Source organism: Rhizobium sp. UGM030330-04, from assembly GCF_003208455.1.
Taxonomy (GTDB): Bacteria; Pseudomonadota; Alphaproteobacteria; order Rhizobiales; family Rhizobiaceae; genus Agrobacterium; species Agrobacterium rhizogenes_A.
This window is the reverse complement of the sequence record NZ_QKML01000029.1, coordinates 1-12,581: the sequence shown is the minus strand read 5'-3', so window position 1 is coordinate 12,581 and position 12,581 is coordinate 1. Positions and strand designations below refer to the sequence as shown.

The following is a 12,581-nucleotide window of genomic DNA, read 5'->3' as shown; positions in this document are numbered from 1 at the left end:
CGGCCAAGCTTTGAAAAAATATTTGCTGGATAAGGTCACACTCCTACACATCCATCGATTTGACCCGAATGACGTTCAGTTTGCCGATGCGCTGGTTTCATCCGCTGTTGTCTGGTTTCGCAATGCACCGCCGCCGCGTGGACATGTTGTCCAGTTCACATACGGGGGGACTCTCCAAGAGCCTGCACGAGAAAGAGATATTCCCGTGACGGCGTTAGCCTTGGAAAAGAAATGGACGAGGTTTCCGGCGGCAGGCGTGCGTGCTGTATCCGATGTGCCAACGATTTCAGATTTTTTTGCGATCAAGCGGGGTTTAGCGACTGGCAACAACAAGTATTTTATTCTTGATGAGGATGAGATCGCGGAACGTGACCTGCCAATGGAGTGTTTCAGGCCGATCTTGCCTAGTCCTCGTTATCTCAAAGTCGATGAAGTCCGCGCGGATGATGATGGCTATCCGGTTCTAGGGCGGAGGCTGTTTTTGCTTGATCCTGATATGCCCGAGGATGAAATCAAACACAGACACCCGACCTTGTGGAGTTACCTTGAAGAAGGCCGAGCACAAGGACACCATGAGGGTTATTTATGCCGTCATCGGGCACGGTGGTATGCACAAGAGAAACGCCCACCCGCGCCAATCGTTTGCACCTATCTCGGTCGGGGTGATGCCAAGAACGGGCGACCGTTTCGTTTCATTCTCAATGAGTCGCGGGCAACCGTCGCAAACGTCTATCTGGCTATGTACCCGACCCCGCTTATGGAGCGAGTTCTAAACGCCAATCCAAAACTAATTAGGCCGATATGGAAGGCACTGAATCGGATAAGCGCGGAGAGGTTGTTAGGAGAGGGCAGAGTTTACGGCGGAGGCCTTCACAAGCTTGAACCCAAAGAACTAGCCAATGTACCAGTTCCAGAGATTGCGGAAATATCGCCAGAGCCATTGTTCAGGCAACGCGAAATGAATCTAGAAACTGCAACAGCTTGAAAGGGCGAACGGTTTTTAGGGACGTATGAAAGAGAGCAATGATGGCCGATGAACGGAAGCACAAACACTTAGAGTTGATACAAGGCGTTATTAACCGCCTGTCTACAAACTCGTTTTTATTGAAGGAGTGGAGTGTTGTTCTCGTTTCTGCGTTATTTGCACTTTCCGCCGCCGATAGCCGATCCGCCTTCGTATACCTTGCCTACATTCCGGCGATTATATTTTGGGGGCTGGACGGCTTTTTCCTTTGGCAAGAACAGCTTTTTCGCAAGCTCTATGATCAGGTGCGCGTGTTGCCTGATGATGAGGTCGATTTTTCTATGGATACGAGTGTCATCAAAGGCGATGACCGCCCGACATGGGCGGGTGCGACACTCTCCAAGACACTCATTCTGTTTCATGGCGTACTGATTTCTGCGGTTGTTGTTGTCATGGTCTTAACACTCAAAGCACAGGGGTAACGCTATGGCAAAGCACAGGGCTTTTTATAGTTTTCACTACACACCGGACAACTGGCGCGCGGCAACCGTGCGCAACATCGGCGCGATTGAGGGCAATAAGCCTGCACCGGATAACGATTGGGAAACTGTGAAGAAAGGCGGGGACACGGCGATCAAGAAATGGATTGCCGACCAGATGAAAGGTCGTTCTTGTACGGTCGTTTTGGTGGGTACAAACACCGCCGGACGCAAATGGATTAAGCACGAAATCATTAAATCATGGAACGATGGCATGGGCGTGGTTGGTGTCCATATTCACGGTCTGAAAAATTCAGACGGGAAAGTGTCTACAAAAGGCAAAAACCCATTTGCGGATATTGGCTACGGCAACACAGGCAAAAAACTGTCTTCGATTGTGAAGTGTTACGACCCTAAAGGATTGAACAGCCAAGAGCGATACAACTGGATAAAGCAGCATCTAGCGAATGCAGTCGCAGAGGCCAACAAAATCCGTAAGGACAATTAATTTTCTCTTAAATCCGTTCGTGTACTGTGTTTTTGAGAAGAACAACAAGAAAGCAAATCAATGTGGAGGCAAGTTAGACAGGGACGACTATTCAAACGCACCAGCCAAGAACCCGCAGGACAAGGCGATTTTTTCCCGCTAATCGAAACCAAGGAATTGAGAAAGACGGCGGCAGCCGACCGCAATGCCGTGGCAACACATGAGGATTTGCGGGCTTTGGTGATGGAACTCGAATTGCTTGGGTTCAGTGAGTTTGCGATTGCCGAAGGCTTGGCACTCAAGGCCAACGAAGTGCGGCAACGTGGACAACAACGGCTGACCGAATGACACAGGCCAGCGCCGATATTTTCAAGATAACGCCTTACACGCTAGCGCGTTCCGGCTGGCACTACGCTTTCGCTAACCAGCTTAAAAAATCGCCTTGTCCTTTTCGCTTGGCCTTCATGGTTTCACGTTGCCATACAGCCGCAAGGCTTCCCGCGCTTCCTCTCCTTCCAGATACTCGAACTCCCAAGGCTCACAGCCCCATTCGTTTTGCTCGCAGCCAGACAGGGCGACGGTCATCAGGAAACCCAGAAGTAACCCGCGTTTTAGCTTGGTTTTCATGGCTTCGCCATTCGACCAGGCTAAACCGATTTTCTGAATTTTCGGCGCAATCGACGAAGCAGCGGAATTTTTCGGCGTAGGATTTCTGGTCGGTTCCATTGTCGCAGGATGAAGGCTTGTTTTTCCGGTGATTGCCGATAGCACTTTTCGGCAATGTGCTGGGCGAATAGGCCAGCGACGACGTAGGACAAGCCCCAGCTTTGAAACTTCCGCAGCCAAAACCGATTATAAAAAAACCGTGCCGGAGGCGCGGGCGGTATTTCTCCTTTCAATTCGGGAGGCACACGGCCAACGATTTGCGCCGGAGTGCTTACCGTGCGCAGGTATTCGGCGCGTTGATAGGCTGGGAGTTCAGCAACACGGCGGGCAATGGTGCGGGCGACGGACACGGCCACGTTGCGCGGAATGTTGCGGCGCATGAGTTTCAGCACCCAAATATCATTTTGAAACGGGTGCGGGTTGGTCATGAATACACGGCGAGCGATGCGACAAGGCGAGCTTGCTTACGGGTGATCTTTTCCGCGACGGCTGCCCCGTGGAAGATTGAACGCCGTTCGATATCGGGGTGACTTTCGGCCTGATATCGGCACTCAGTACGCCAGTTTTCAAGCTCCGCGCCCTCTATGACGGTTTCCCCGTCTATTCGGTCGAGTTCATCCCATAGGTCTTGTGGAATGGGCTTCATTCGCAAAAGCCTTCAATGTAAAACGCTTTGCCAAGAGCTTCGATCATTACAGCGTAGAAATTTTCTCGCATGGTGTCGGAGTAGGGGCAACCGTAAGCAGGCTCACCCACGTTTTCTATCCACCAATCGCACTCTTGCCGGACAGTATCAGGGAAGGTTTCAGGGACGCAGCGTTCAAGAATTGGCCGAGCGTAGACCCGATCCGCGATATCTAACCCCGCCTCTTTGAAAGCGATAATTTCACTTTGAACGGCCTCGCCAAGTATCGGATGCACGCCCACGACCTACGATCCAAACTCACGGCGTATATAGCCGATCCATTCATCTGATTTTTGGCCGCTGTCCACGGTGAGAATGGCCGAGACGCGATAGTGCGTAAAGCTGGTGTTTTTTAGGCCGAGGGAAAATTCCACTCTACGGTGCGCCTGCAATTCTGGCAGATAGACAAAGTATTGATTGCCGTTGCGGTACACGTAATCGGCAATTGGGTACTCGATGCCGTCATAGTCGAATTTGTAAACGACAGGTTCAGGGTTTTGGCCTTCTGGCACATCTATCAGAATTTCCAACATCGCCGATCCGGTGTAGGCGTTCGGGATAATGGAAAACCGGAAATGCCGCGATCCGTCATTGCGCATCCCCGTATCTGGATAGACCCACAGCCCGTTAGCAACCCGCGCCACGTCGAGCAGGACATTTTCCCAATAATCAGGCTTTCCAGAGGGTTGCGAGGCGAGGGCAGGTATAGATAGCAACAACAGGCCGCAGAGTATTTTTTTCATTCCGGTCTGAAACCCCACTTGCCGTTTTGGTTTTGCTCAAGCTGTGCGAATAGCCGCCGCATTTGCCGCTGTTCGCTACTCAGGGCGGGCAGGGCTTCGATATACCGCTTTTCGGCAACCTCGATGCCCTTGGCCTTGATGGTGGTCAAAATCGACTGTTTGACGCTTTCCAAAGCTTTCACCATTCTGCCCGATCCCTGCCGATTTCGATTACCTCATCTGCCCCAAGGTGATCGACATATTCAGACGTGGTTGCAAGGCTTCCATGCCCTAGCTGTTTTTGCAGGGCATTGAGCGGGGTTTTTTCGTCTGCAATGAGTTCCATTGCATGTGTGTGCCGGAGGCCGTGCGGGTGTACACGCTTGTCAATTCCGGCTTTCTTGGCGCGACGTTTCAGCATGTCGCGGATATTGGCTTGCGAGGCAATGGGATCGCCCTTGAGGGTGCAGAAAATTGGTGTGGTGCGTTTGTTCAGCTTCAAGCGATCCTTTTTGCGAAACCAAAGATCAAGCAGTCCGAAGGCCGTATTATCGAGGCCGACCGTTCGGGGCTTATGGCCTTTGCCGTCATGTATTCGGATCGTGCCGCGTTCGCCGTTGATATCGCGCTCATAGAGCGCAAGGGCTTCACTGATCCGCAGACCGCACCGATACAGCACCGCAATTAAGGCCGCGTCCCTGATGCCTGTCGGGGCGCGTCTGGAACACTGGTTAATCAGTTTCCGCACTTCGGCAGGGGTGAGAATGTCGATAGGGCGTTTTGCAGACATTTTGTCGGAATACAGTCCTTTTTCTTGATAAAGGACTATATATCACCTATCGTAACAGCTTACCAGACTAAACGACTGTATATCGCTTTCTATGAGCAACAAATTATCGTCAAAAGATCGATGGGAAAGCATCGACCGGATGAGCAGAGCCGAAACCGATGCGGCGCGAGCTCAGGCGCAAGGCATTAGCACCGTCGAGCTTGCATCGCGTGACGAAGCCGCACGTTTGGCCTCGCTGCCTGATCCCGTCATTTCCGAAGAACAGCACCTTGCACAGTTGGCGCAGGATATGGCCGACCAACGCGCCGACGTTGGGCAGGAGCGGGCGCACAGCGTTGACCGCGATATAGGCATAGGCGATGAATAATCTAAGGGGCGTGTCTAATGTGGCCGTTTGAAGAAAAAGCCAACGACAACCTAGAGGAACAAATCAAGCTCTACAACGAAATCGTTGACGAGAAGCAGGAAGAACTCGACGGCTTGCCGGAGCAGGGAAAAAGCGTGGCGATGGATCAGCACCGCGCCGACCTTGAGGAACAGGTACGAATGGCAAAACTGCACATCGCCCAAGTCAAAGAAACCGCCGAGCGTGAAGGCCGCGACGTGGACAATTACGACTATGACCACGGCATGTTTGACGATTAGCCTATGAGCGAAATCAGCGCAAAACCGAGGAAAACTCACAAGCCCGCTGCCGTGCGGAACATCGGCTTTACGAGAATGCCCGCAGGGTTTTTCGAATATCAATGACGAATTTGACCCGCCCTAACGGGTTGCTACGCAATAAAATTCTATGAATTCGAAAGACCCGGCTTGCAGAAAGGTTCTCGTTATCAACGAACCTACAGGAGCTAAAACAATGTCAGACAAACCCATCAAATCATTCAAGGATTATCCGGTCGAGGTTGCAGTATGGGCGAACCAAACCAGCGACGACGAGCCGAAAACCTTCTACAGCGTGACTGTTGAACGCACGTACAAGGACGGCGACGAGTACAAAAAAACCCACGGCCTAAACGGTCGGGACTGCCTCAAAGCTGCGCACCTTCTCGGCCTCGCGCATGAGGAAATTCGCCAACGCGACAATGCACCTCGTTCATGATCCCCCCGCACAGGCTACCGGGTTTCACTCGGTAGCCTTTTCTTTGAAAGTGTCGCTGATGAACCCATTCAAGAAAATGACCGGAGAGCAGCTTACAGCGTGGCGGGCAGAGCGCGGCCTATCAGTGCAGCGGCTTGCCGATAAGCTTGGCAAAGAGCCGGAGGACATCAAAGCGATGGAAGCGGGCGAGCAGCGCATGACGCCCTGCCCGACCCCGACAAGCTGGCCGCCGAGCGAAAAGCAGCCTTTGAAGCGGACGACAAAGCCGCCGAAGTAACGCCGGAGTTCGCAGAGGCCACGGAGCAACCCGCAGCAGAGCAGCCGGAGAAAGCCCCGAAATACGAGGCACAGAAAGCCGCCGAGGAAGAACGCGCAGCCTATGAGAAACAGCAGCGTTTTCTTGCCTTCGAGAACCGCCGACAAGAGCGCATCGAGGAACGTCGCGAGTATTGGCAGATTCCCAAACTTGAGCAGGAGCAGCGCGAAGCACAGCAATACCTAGACGACCATTCGGGCTGGTTTTATCGGTACATCTTGCGCAGCAAACATGCCGACGCAAAACACGAGGCTTGGGCGGCAGATAAGAACCTCGAACACGCCCGCGACCGCTGGAAGCAGGATATACGCGCCTTGTATGCGAAAGCCCCTGATTGGGTACTGGATGAGCAGCTAGAAGCGCGGGGATTGGGGGACAGTGCGGTGAACACTGGCGAAGGTCAGGAACGCACCGAAATGGAAGCCGCGCAAGCTAAGGACGAGCAGGAGAATCAAGCCTTGATTGAGGCGCAGGGCAGCGACGAAGCCGCAGCCCGGCTTGATGGTGTGGTGACGGCCAAGAGCAACGTGCAAAAGCAGAAGCTTGCGCAAGTGCATAGTCGCGCCGAGGCGTTCAAATCCAAACAGGCAGCGGCAAAGCAGGAAGTTGAGCGAACCGACCGCGAGAAGGACAAAGAGCGCGAACACAAGGAAGTTGAAAAACGAGCTTTGCGGGCGAAGGTATTGGATGAGCGCGAACGCGACGAAGACCAAAAGGCACACGACCGCGAGGAGCTGGAACATACCGCCCTCGATGCGCTCGACAGTCAATTAGCGCAGGACATGGCCGACCAACGCGCCGAGCTTGAAGCCGACGATTATTCGCTGTCGGAGGACTTCAAAGAGCCGGAATTTGACAGCGACGAAGAACGGCAGCTTTGGCACGATATGAGGCAACAACGCCTTGAAATTGAGCGCGACGAGGACGGCATAGAGCATGAGTAACGACAGACCATTAGCCGAAGCGGATGCCCTCGCCCGCTCCCTTTGGCGCATCCGCTTTGCGGATCAAGACCCGCACCGGATACCACGTCAATGCGCCCTCATGCTTTCGGTAATCGGTCAGGAGATCGAGCAAGCGGAGGCCGGACGGTATACACAGGCCGATTTCATCGCTTCGGTGATCGGCCAGCTTGAGCAGATGAACGCCGTTGACGCTGCCATAGCGAGGCCACACAAGCCCGTGTAGGCCGATTTCGGTATGTTTTGGTACGGATGCCCTGCCCTACCCCCGAAAAACGTCTGTGCGGGCTTCCTAGAGGCTGCTTTTCGTGTTCAGGCCGTCCGGTCAATCCCCTTGATGGGTTTCCTACTCTCCAAATCTGCTAACCGACCTGCCAAACGGTTCAAGGGGCTGCCCGCATAAACGTGTTGCCCCTGTGATCCGTCCGGCGACCGGACGGCTTCGCATCTCCGCATCGGAAACCACCAACCAAGGAGATGTGAAAATGACCGATACCACCTCACAAACCGCCAAAATACGCGATCAGAACGACCTTTTCCGCGTAGCTAAGCTCACGGGCAAGCATACCGATCTGAAAGGCCAAATCGTCTACACCCAAGGCGTGGACGGACTTTCAGACGGCGACAAACAAGCCGTTTTTCAGCAGGTGCGCGAGTTTTCAGACTTTACCGAGGACAACGACCCGCACGGCGAGCACGATTTCGGGGCTTTCACCCACAACGGCGACAAGTTCTTCTGGAAGATCGACTACTACGCCGCAGACATGATGCACGGCAGCGAAAACCCCGCCGATCCGAGCCAAACGCACCGCGTTTTAACGATCATGCTTGCGAGCGAGTATTGATCTCTGCCCCCTGCGGCTTGGTCAAATCGACTTTGACCAGGCGCAGGGTTTTTCGAGATAGCAGGCTATCCGGTTATCCGGCTTTGCGGTCTTGGTATTCCTGCCACATAGCTATGAACATGTCGCTTTTCGAGCCTTTCTTGAAACCGAAACGTTGCCCCGCCTCTTGCGAAAACTCATTTGCCATGTGCTCAGGCACGGAAAATTCTATTTTTGTTTTCTTTACCGGAGCCTCGCGCGGCGGTTTGTTTAGGTTGTCGTTCGTTTCCGATGGCGGGCTGCCCTTGTCGCGCTTGGTTTCTACGGTGGGCGGTGCGCCTTTGTCGGCGTGGCTCTTGAGTTTCGTTAGATCGGCCATTACGCGACCTCACGATCTGCGGCAGCGGCTACCGCGTCAATGATGCTTTGAGCCATCGCATCGGCTCGTTTTCGCAGCGTTGGGAATGAGGTTTCGTTGATCGCCTTTCCCTTATCCATCGAGGTTTTGAAGGCCGAACGGAACGGGATTTCTCCGGCGAGGACGTTGTAAGGCGTTTGGCCGAGATAATCCCGCGCCCCTGCAATCTCTCGGTCGCTATCTGACGTGATGCACAGCGCAAACGCGATTTTTGAGGCGGGAATGCCCTCTTTCAGCAAGTTATTCGCAAGGACTACCGAGGGTTCGAGGTCGTCTATGCCTTCACTGGTTGGAATAACCACCATATCGGCGGCCTGACAGGCTTTCTGTGTCTCAACGGAGGAATGCGGCGCACCGTCGAAGATGTATAAATCGAAGCTCGGCGCATCTTGCAAGGCTTGGTCGACCGTGCGGAATGGTTCAGCGCGAATTTGAGGTTCGATACCGTTTTGCGCCCTTCTCGCTGTCCATTTCACGCAGGTTGTTTGCTGCGTGTCCAAATCGGCGATTTTCGTCCGTAGACCGCCTTTTGTGGCTTCTACGGCGATGATCCGCGCAAGGGTGGATTTTCCGACCCCACCTTTCTGCGCGACCATTGCGAGTTTGTATGTCATGACCTGTTACCCTGTTTTCGTGATATCCGGCTATCCTGTTAGCAGGTTAACCGGAAGCAATGATAGCAGGTTATCACGATAGCGGGATATTCGGAAGACCGGATAACGGGTTATCCACATAGCAGGATAGCAGGCTATCCGGTTACCTGATTGTTTCTACTTTGCCGCCGAGTCGTATGTATCGGGATTTGCAAAATCCTATGAACGCTGCGTCAGGCGATTGCAGGGTAGGGCAGCCGCTATCGCGCCAGTACTGCACCCAATCGTTTTCCCAGTCATAGACGCTTTGATCGCGGGGGATGAACCGTTTTGCTCGCTCATACGTGTCTGTGGTGCGAAAACGCGGAGCGGGGAGGGCGCTTTCGGAGCTTTCTTTCCACCACGCAACACGGTTCGAAAAGATCACGTTGTTGCCTTCAACTTCGACTGTGTAATCGGGTAGGTGATCGCGTTCGGCCAGCTCGTTCATGAAAAATCGAAATTTTCGCAGTGGACTGGTTGCGCCCATCTTCTTGCGGAGCTTTTCAAGGCCGATTTTCCATTCCTTTTTGCGACCGCAGCCTTTTCGCGCAACCTCGTAGGCTCGGCGTTCATAGGGCTTACCAAGCCGGAAGTAATCGCGGTTTAGCGTCAGGACTTCCTTTGCCTTGACCGCGTTGAAAACCCATTCAGATAACACAATCTCGACCCACAGCAAACGCCCATCAAGACCGTGTTTCCGGCGCACTGTGCCTTTATCGATCAGGCCGAATACGTCTATTTGTTCTTCATCGCCTGTGCGAATGTTGGTGCTTATGGACGTTCCGCGCAGGCGTTCTAACGCTTCCACCAGTGCCTTGTAGTCTTTGCCGCCTGTCCCTCGATTGGTGAATACCAAGAACTCATGACAGTTGATTCGAACACGCGGATTGATTTCTTCGCCGCGATTGAGCTTCGCCATAAGCTGTGAAATTGCGTAGATCAGCAAATCCTTGTCGTAGATCGTTGCCAGACCTTGCACAGAGGGCGTAATTTTGAGCCAGTTGTTACCGTTCCGATATTCTCGGATCGTCGTTACAGGCTTCTTAGAGAGCGAGTAAAAGGGGTGTTCCATCTGCTGCATAACGTCCTTTAGGATCGCGTCTGCAACGTCGCAGATGAACAAATCTTGCTGCGGGTGTTTTTCGGCTGTTAGGTGTTGATTATTCGGGGTTTCAGGAACCATGCCGCAATCATTCGGGGTTTTGGGAACGCTGTCAACGGTTCGGGGTTTTAAGACCGCACTTTGACTGTGGAAAACTTGCTTTTTTGCTTCGGGGTATCAAGAACGAAAATTCGGGGTATCAAGAACACTTTTTCGGGGTATCAGGAACGCATTTTCGGGGTTTTAGGAACATGTGGAAAATAATTCGCGTTATTTTTCCGATACTTGCGGCGTTTTATCCACGGCGTAACACTACACTAAACTATTTTTAAACATTAAAAACACAGGGGCGAGTGTGTGGAAAACAAAAACTCCTGCCCTCCGTTCGCTTTGCTCACTCCGCCCCGATGCTACGCATCGGCCTAAACAATGTCGCGCCTTTGACGCGGCGTTAATTAAAACGGTCGCAAGCTCCCTCTGATCCGACCAAGAGCATACAAGCGTGCTCACTCTGTCAACCGCTTCGCGGTTCTCCACTACGCTTCGCTCCGTTACGACCCCTACGGGGTGACTACCGCTGCGCGCGCACTGTAATTCTGAAAGTGTCGGCTCCGAGGGAATGTCGCTAACGCTAAGAGCCACGCCTGCGGCGCGTCTCTCCAAGGGAATGTGAATAAATTTCAAATTCACCTTGACGACTAATCGACAGGTCATCATCATATAGCAAATATTCGAGGAGATGTGGGCGCAATACAGAAAAGAGCAAGAAGAAACCGACCACGATGCCCGTAAATCTTGATAAGCCACAGAATTGGAAAACGGACATCGCGCAATCAGTCGATATGTACAACGACTGGTTTATGAAATTCGCACCAAAAGCTTTTCGAGAAACGCGGATTAAGACGACCAAGGACGTAGAACAGACCCTTGTGTCGACTGCCAACATGACGGATATCGCTCCCGCAATACTGAGAAATCATCCTGAAGTTCTGCCAACCCTAAGAATGGCGACATGTCCGCCTATTGCCGTTGATCGATTGATAGGCCTCGCTGGTGTGTCGCCAAACCTCGTAAAAACAATGGAGAAAAAACAGTCGATTCCACCGCGAATGTCTGCTCATGCATTGGAACAAGATTTAAAGAAAATAGGAACGATCATCGAGAAGATAGCCGATCCTGATATTTTTGTCTGGTTAGGCCGTGAGCAGGCCGCAACAGATGCAGAATTGCATCGCGCAGCTACTATCGTTGCTGATCGTCTATGCGGAGCAGTGTCCAACCCGATAATTCGAAATGCTCAAGAACAACGACAGTTGGCCGAGATCAAATCGTGGCTAGAAGCACGGGGATATAGGGAGCTTCGAAGCGGGGAGGGAACAAAGTTCGATGCGATGCCGAAAGGCACCTTTAGCTTTCGTCTAAACGTGCCTGTCAAGCTCGAAGGTGGGCAAAAAACAGTCAACATTCCAGTCGACGCGATCATCAAGCCATTGAACTCGTCGCCGGACGAACTACCGATCTTTTTCGAGGCGAAGTCGGCAGGCGATTTCACGAACACCAATAAACGACGGAAAGAGGAAGCTATGAAAATGGCACAGCTTCGAAGCAACTATGGTGATTCCGTCCAGTTCAACCTTTTTCTATGCGGATATTTCGATAGCGGTTATCTCGGTTATGAGGCAGCGGAGGGTATTGATTGGGTTTGGGAACATCGGATTGATGATCTTGCGGAGTTCGGGATATGAGCAAGGCTATCGATATCGGTCGGCTAGAAAAGTCTCGGATTGAATTGCAGAGCCAGTTAGATGAGGTGAAAACATCTCAAGATAGAAACCGACTTGGGCAGTTCGCTACGCCAACTGCATTAGCTTCTGACATTCTGGCTTATGCAAGAGGACTGTTGCCATCCCGTGGCCAAGTTCGTTTTTTCGATCCGGCCATTGGAACTGGGTCGTTCTATTCGGCACTGCTGAGAGAGTTCCCGCGCGGCAGGATCAAGGAAGCAAAGGGCTTTGAGATCGATCCGCACTACAGAAAGCCTGCTTTGGAATTATGGAAGAAAACAAACCTTCATATCGATATCGCCGACTTTACAGAGCAACAGTTCGAACCCCGCTTCAATCTCTTGATCTGTAATCCGCCCTATGTTCGCCATCATCACATGACCACTGAGCAAAAGACCCGATTGCAACAGCTTTCTATGGAATCAAGCGGCGCGCGGTTTTCTGGACTTGCAGGGCTTTATTGTCATTTTGTAGGTCTATCGCATCAATGGTTGGCTCCCGATGCGATTTCCGGCTGGTTGATACCGAGCGAATTCATGGACGTGAACTACGGCCAAGCTTTGAAAAAATATTTGCTGGATAAGGTCACACTCCTACACATCCATCGATTTGACCCGAATGACGTTCAGTTTGCCGATGCGCTGG

At 52.4% G+C, this 12,581-nt stretch carries 22 protein-coding genes; 12 read left to right on the top strand and 10 right to left on the bottom strand.

The genetic code is table 11. The features are described 5' to 3' along the window. The 4 genes from N434_RS25925 to N434_RS25005 all read left to right on the top strand — a co-directional run. Positions 1–985, top strand: a 985-nt coding sequence (locus tag N434_RS25925; RefSeq protein ID WP_210206061.1) for a hypothetical protein, incomplete at its 5' end; no start/stop codon positions are given. A 41-nt stretch (positions 986–1,026) separates the two neighbouring features. Next, complete coding sequence (locus N434_RS25015; RefSeq protein WP_110760743.1) at positions 1,027–1,446, top strand: hypothetical protein; 420 nt, start codon at positions 1,027–1,029, stop codon at positions 1,444–1,446. Between the two features lie 4 nt (positions 1,447–1,450). Further along, positions 1,451–1,951: a TIR domain-containing protein gene (locus N434_RS25010; protein WP_097050045.1), complete on the top strand. Its 501-nt coding sequence runs from the start codon at positions 1,451–1,453 to the stop codon at positions 1,949–1,951. Between the two features lie 60 nt (positions 1,952–2,011). Continuing rightward, complete coding sequence (locus N434_RS25005) at positions 2,012–2,278, top strand: hypothetical protein (protein WP_110760741.1); 267 nt, start codon at positions 2,012–2,014, stop codon at positions 2,276–2,278. A gap of 114 nt (positions 2,279–2,392) precedes the next feature. On the opposite strand, the gene N434_RS25920 is transcribed toward N434_RS25005, so the two are convergent. From N434_RS25920 to N434_RS24980, 6 genes are all read right to left on the bottom strand, one after another. Further along, on the bottom strand, positions 2,393–2,557 hold the full coding sequence (locus tag N434_RS25920; protein WP_176510706.1) for a hypothetical protein: 165 nt from the start codon (positions 2,555–2,557) through the stop codon (positions 2,393–2,395). A gap of 20 nt (positions 2,558–2,577) precedes the next feature. Then, positions 2,578–3,024, bottom strand: coding sequence for a hypothetical protein (locus N434_RS25660; RefSeq protein ID WP_141401700.1), 447 nt, complete (start codon positions 3,022–3,024; stop codon positions 2,578–2,580). Between the two features lie 214 nt (positions 3,025–3,238). Continuing rightward, entirely contained in the window at positions 3,239–3,523 is a 285-nt protein-coding gene (locus tag N434_RS24995) for a hypothetical protein (RefSeq protein WP_110760739.1), read from the bottom strand. Between the two features lie 3 nt (positions 3,524–3,526). Next, positions 3,527–4,024 carry a hypothetical protein gene (locus N434_RS24990; protein WP_097050030.1) on the bottom strand — a complete coding sequence of 166 codons (498 nt, stop codon included), beginning with the start codon at positions 4,022–4,024 and terminating at the stop codon, positions 3,527–3,529. Continuing rightward, positions 4,021–4,206, bottom strand: coding sequence for a hypothetical protein (locus N434_RS24985; RefSeq protein ID WP_210206060.1), 186 nt, complete (start codon positions 4,204–4,206; stop codon positions 4,021–4,023). The genes N434_RS24990 and N434_RS24985 overlap by 4 nt, the downstream gene beginning before the upstream one ends. Then, positions 4,203–4,793, bottom strand: a complete 591-nt coding sequence (locus N434_RS24980; RefSeq protein WP_097050032.1) for a tyrosine-type recombinase/integrase — start codon at positions 4,791–4,793, stop codon at positions 4,203–4,205. The genes N434_RS24985 and N434_RS24980 overlap by 4 nt, the downstream gene beginning before the upstream one ends. A gap of 91 nt (positions 4,794–4,884) precedes the next feature. On the opposite strand from N434_RS24980, the gene N434_RS24975 reads away from it, so the two are divergent. From N434_RS24975 to N434_RS24965, 3 genes are all read left to right on the top strand, one after another. Continuing rightward, on the top strand, positions 4,885–5,160 hold the full coding sequence (locus tag N434_RS24975) for a hypothetical protein (protein WP_141401701.1): 276 nt from the start codon (positions 4,885–4,887) through the stop codon (positions 5,158–5,160). A gap of 17 nt (positions 5,161–5,177) precedes the next feature. Beyond that, complete coding sequence (locus N434_RS24970; protein ID WP_097050034.1) at positions 5,178–5,438, top strand: hypothetical protein; 261 nt, start codon at positions 5,178–5,180, stop codon at positions 5,436–5,438. A 214-nt stretch (positions 5,439–5,652) separates the two neighbouring features. Further along, positions 5,653–5,895: a hypothetical protein gene (locus N434_RS24965; protein WP_097050035.1), complete on the top strand. Its 243-nt coding sequence runs from the start codon at positions 5,653–5,655 to the stop codon at positions 5,893–5,895. A 24-nt stretch (positions 5,896–5,919) separates the two neighbouring features. On the opposite strand, the gene N434_RS24960 is transcribed toward N434_RS24965, so the two are convergent. Further along, the gene (locus tag N434_RS24960) at positions 5,920–6,390 is read right to left on the bottom strand and encodes a hypothetical protein (RefSeq protein WP_097050036.1); all 471 of its coding nucleotides are present in this window, start codon (positions 6,388–6,390) and stop codon (positions 5,920–5,922) included. Positions 6,391–6,429: 39 nt separating this feature from the next. Here N434_RS24960 and N434_RS24955 point away from each other — a divergent pair, with 39 nt between their 5' ends. From N434_RS24955 to N434_RS24945, 3 genes are all read left to right on the top strand, one after another. After that, positions 6,430–7,155 carry a hypothetical protein gene (locus N434_RS24955; RefSeq protein ID WP_110760738.1) on the top strand — a complete coding sequence of 242 codons (726 nt, stop codon included), beginning with the start codon at positions 6,430–6,432 and terminating at the stop codon, positions 7,153–7,155. After that, positions 7,148–7,399 carry a hypothetical protein gene (locus tag N434_RS24950; protein ID WP_110760737.1) on the top strand — a complete coding sequence of 84 codons (252 nt, stop codon included), beginning with the start codon at positions 7,148–7,150 and terminating at the stop codon, positions 7,397–7,399. The genes N434_RS24955 and N434_RS24950 overlap by 8 nt, the downstream gene beginning before the upstream one ends. A gap of 259 nt (positions 7,400–7,658) precedes the next feature. Further along, the gene (locus N434_RS24945) at positions 7,659–8,018 is read left to right on the top strand and encodes a DUF3768 domain-containing protein (protein WP_097050038.1); all 360 of its coding nucleotides are present in this window, start codon (positions 7,659–7,661) and stop codon (positions 8,016–8,018) included. 73 nt (positions 8,019–8,091) lie between these two features. Here the strand turns inward: N434_RS24945 and N434_RS24940 are convergent, their stop codons facing one another. From N434_RS24940 to N434_RS24930, 3 genes are all read right to left on the bottom strand, one after another. Further along, complete coding sequence (locus tag N434_RS24940) at positions 8,092–8,376, bottom strand: hypothetical protein (protein ID WP_097050039.1); 285 nt, start codon at positions 8,374–8,376, stop codon at positions 8,092–8,094. Then, on the bottom strand, positions 8,376–9,029 hold the full coding sequence (locus N434_RS24935) for a nucleotide-binding protein (protein WP_097050040.1): 654 nt from the start codon (positions 9,027–9,029) through the stop codon (positions 8,376–8,378). Before N434_RS24935 ends, N434_RS24940 begins: the two co-directional genes overlap by 1 nt. Before the next feature lie 142 nt (positions 9,030–9,171). Continuing rightward, positions 9,172–10,233: a replication initiator protein A gene (locus tag N434_RS24930; protein ID WP_097050041.1), complete on the bottom strand. Its 1,062-nt coding sequence runs from the start codon at positions 10,231–10,233 to the stop codon at positions 9,172–9,174. A gap of 701 nt (positions 10,234–10,934) precedes the next feature. Between N434_RS24930 and N434_RS24925 the strand changes: the two genes are divergently transcribed. Both N434_RS24925 and N434_RS24920 read left to right on the top strand, forming a co-directional pair. Beyond that, positions 10,935–11,897: a XamI family restriction endonuclease gene (locus N434_RS24925; RefSeq protein WP_097050042.1), complete on the top strand. Its 963-nt coding sequence runs from the start codon at positions 10,935–10,937 to the stop codon at positions 11,895–11,897. Beyond that, a partial coding sequence (locus tag N434_RS24920; protein WP_181424072.1) for an Eco57I restriction-modification methylase domain-containing protein occupies positions 11,894–12,581 on the top strand: 688 nt, incomplete at its 3' end. The genes N434_RS24925 and N434_RS24920, both read left to right, overlap by 4 nt.

Coding starts and splice junctions, on each gene's coding strand:
- N434_RS25015 (WP_110760743.1), top strand. CDS start 1,027: ATGGCCGATGAACGGAAGCACAAACACTTAGAGTTGATACAAGGCGTT.
- N434_RS25010 (WP_097050045.1), top strand. CDS start 1,451: ATGGCAAAGCACAGGGCTTTTTATAGTTTTCACTACACACCGGACAAC.
- N434_RS25005 (WP_110760741.1), top strand. CDS start 2,012: ATGTGGAGGCAAGTTAGACAGGGACGACTATTCAAACGCACCAGCCAA.
- N434_RS25920 (WP_176510706.1), bottom strand. CDS start 2,557: ATGAAAACCAAGCTAAAACGCGGGTTACTTCTGGGTTTCCTGATGACC.
- N434_RS25660 (WP_141401700.1), bottom strand. CDS start 3,024: ATGACCAACCCGCACCCGTTTCAAAATGATATTTGGGTGCTGAAACTC.
- N434_RS24990 (WP_097050030.1), bottom strand. CDS start 4,024: ATGAAAAAAATACTCTGCGGCCTGTTGTTGCTATCTATACCTGCCCTC.
- N434_RS24980 (WP_097050032.1), bottom strand. CDS start 4,793: ATGTCTGCAAAACGCCCTATCGACATTCTCACCCCTGCCGAAGTGCGG.
- N434_RS24975 (WP_141401701.1), top strand. CDS start 4,885: ATGAGCAACAAATTATCGTCAAAAGATCGATGGGAAAGCATCGACCGG.
- N434_RS24970 (WP_097050034.1), top strand. CDS start 5,178: ATGTGGCCGTTTGAAGAAAAAGCCAACGACAACCTAGAGGAACAAATC.
- N434_RS24965 (WP_097050035.1), top strand. CDS start 5,653: ATGTCAGACAAACCCATCAAATCATTCAAGGATTATCCGGTCGAGGTT.
- N434_RS24950 (WP_110760737.1), top strand. CDS start 7,148: ATGAGTAACGACAGACCATTAGCCGAAGCGGATGCCCTCGCCCGCTCC.
- N434_RS24945 (WP_097050038.1), top strand. CDS start 7,659: ATGACCGATACCACCTCACAAACCGCCAAAATACGCGATCAGAACGAC.
- N434_RS24940 (WP_097050039.1), bottom strand. CDS start 8,376: ATGGCCGATCTAACGAAACTCAAGAGCCACGCCGACAAAGGCGCACCG.
- N434_RS24935 (WP_097050040.1), bottom strand. CDS start 9,029: ATGACATACAAACTCGCAATGGTCGCGCAGAAAGGTGGGGTCGGAAAA.
- N434_RS24930 (WP_097050041.1), bottom strand. CDS start 10,233: ATGGTTCCTGAAACCCCGAATAATCAACACCTAACAGCCGAAAAACAC.
- N434_RS24925 (WP_097050042.1), top strand. CDS start 10,935: ATGCCCGTAAATCTTGATAAGCCACAGAATTGGAAAACGGACATCGCG.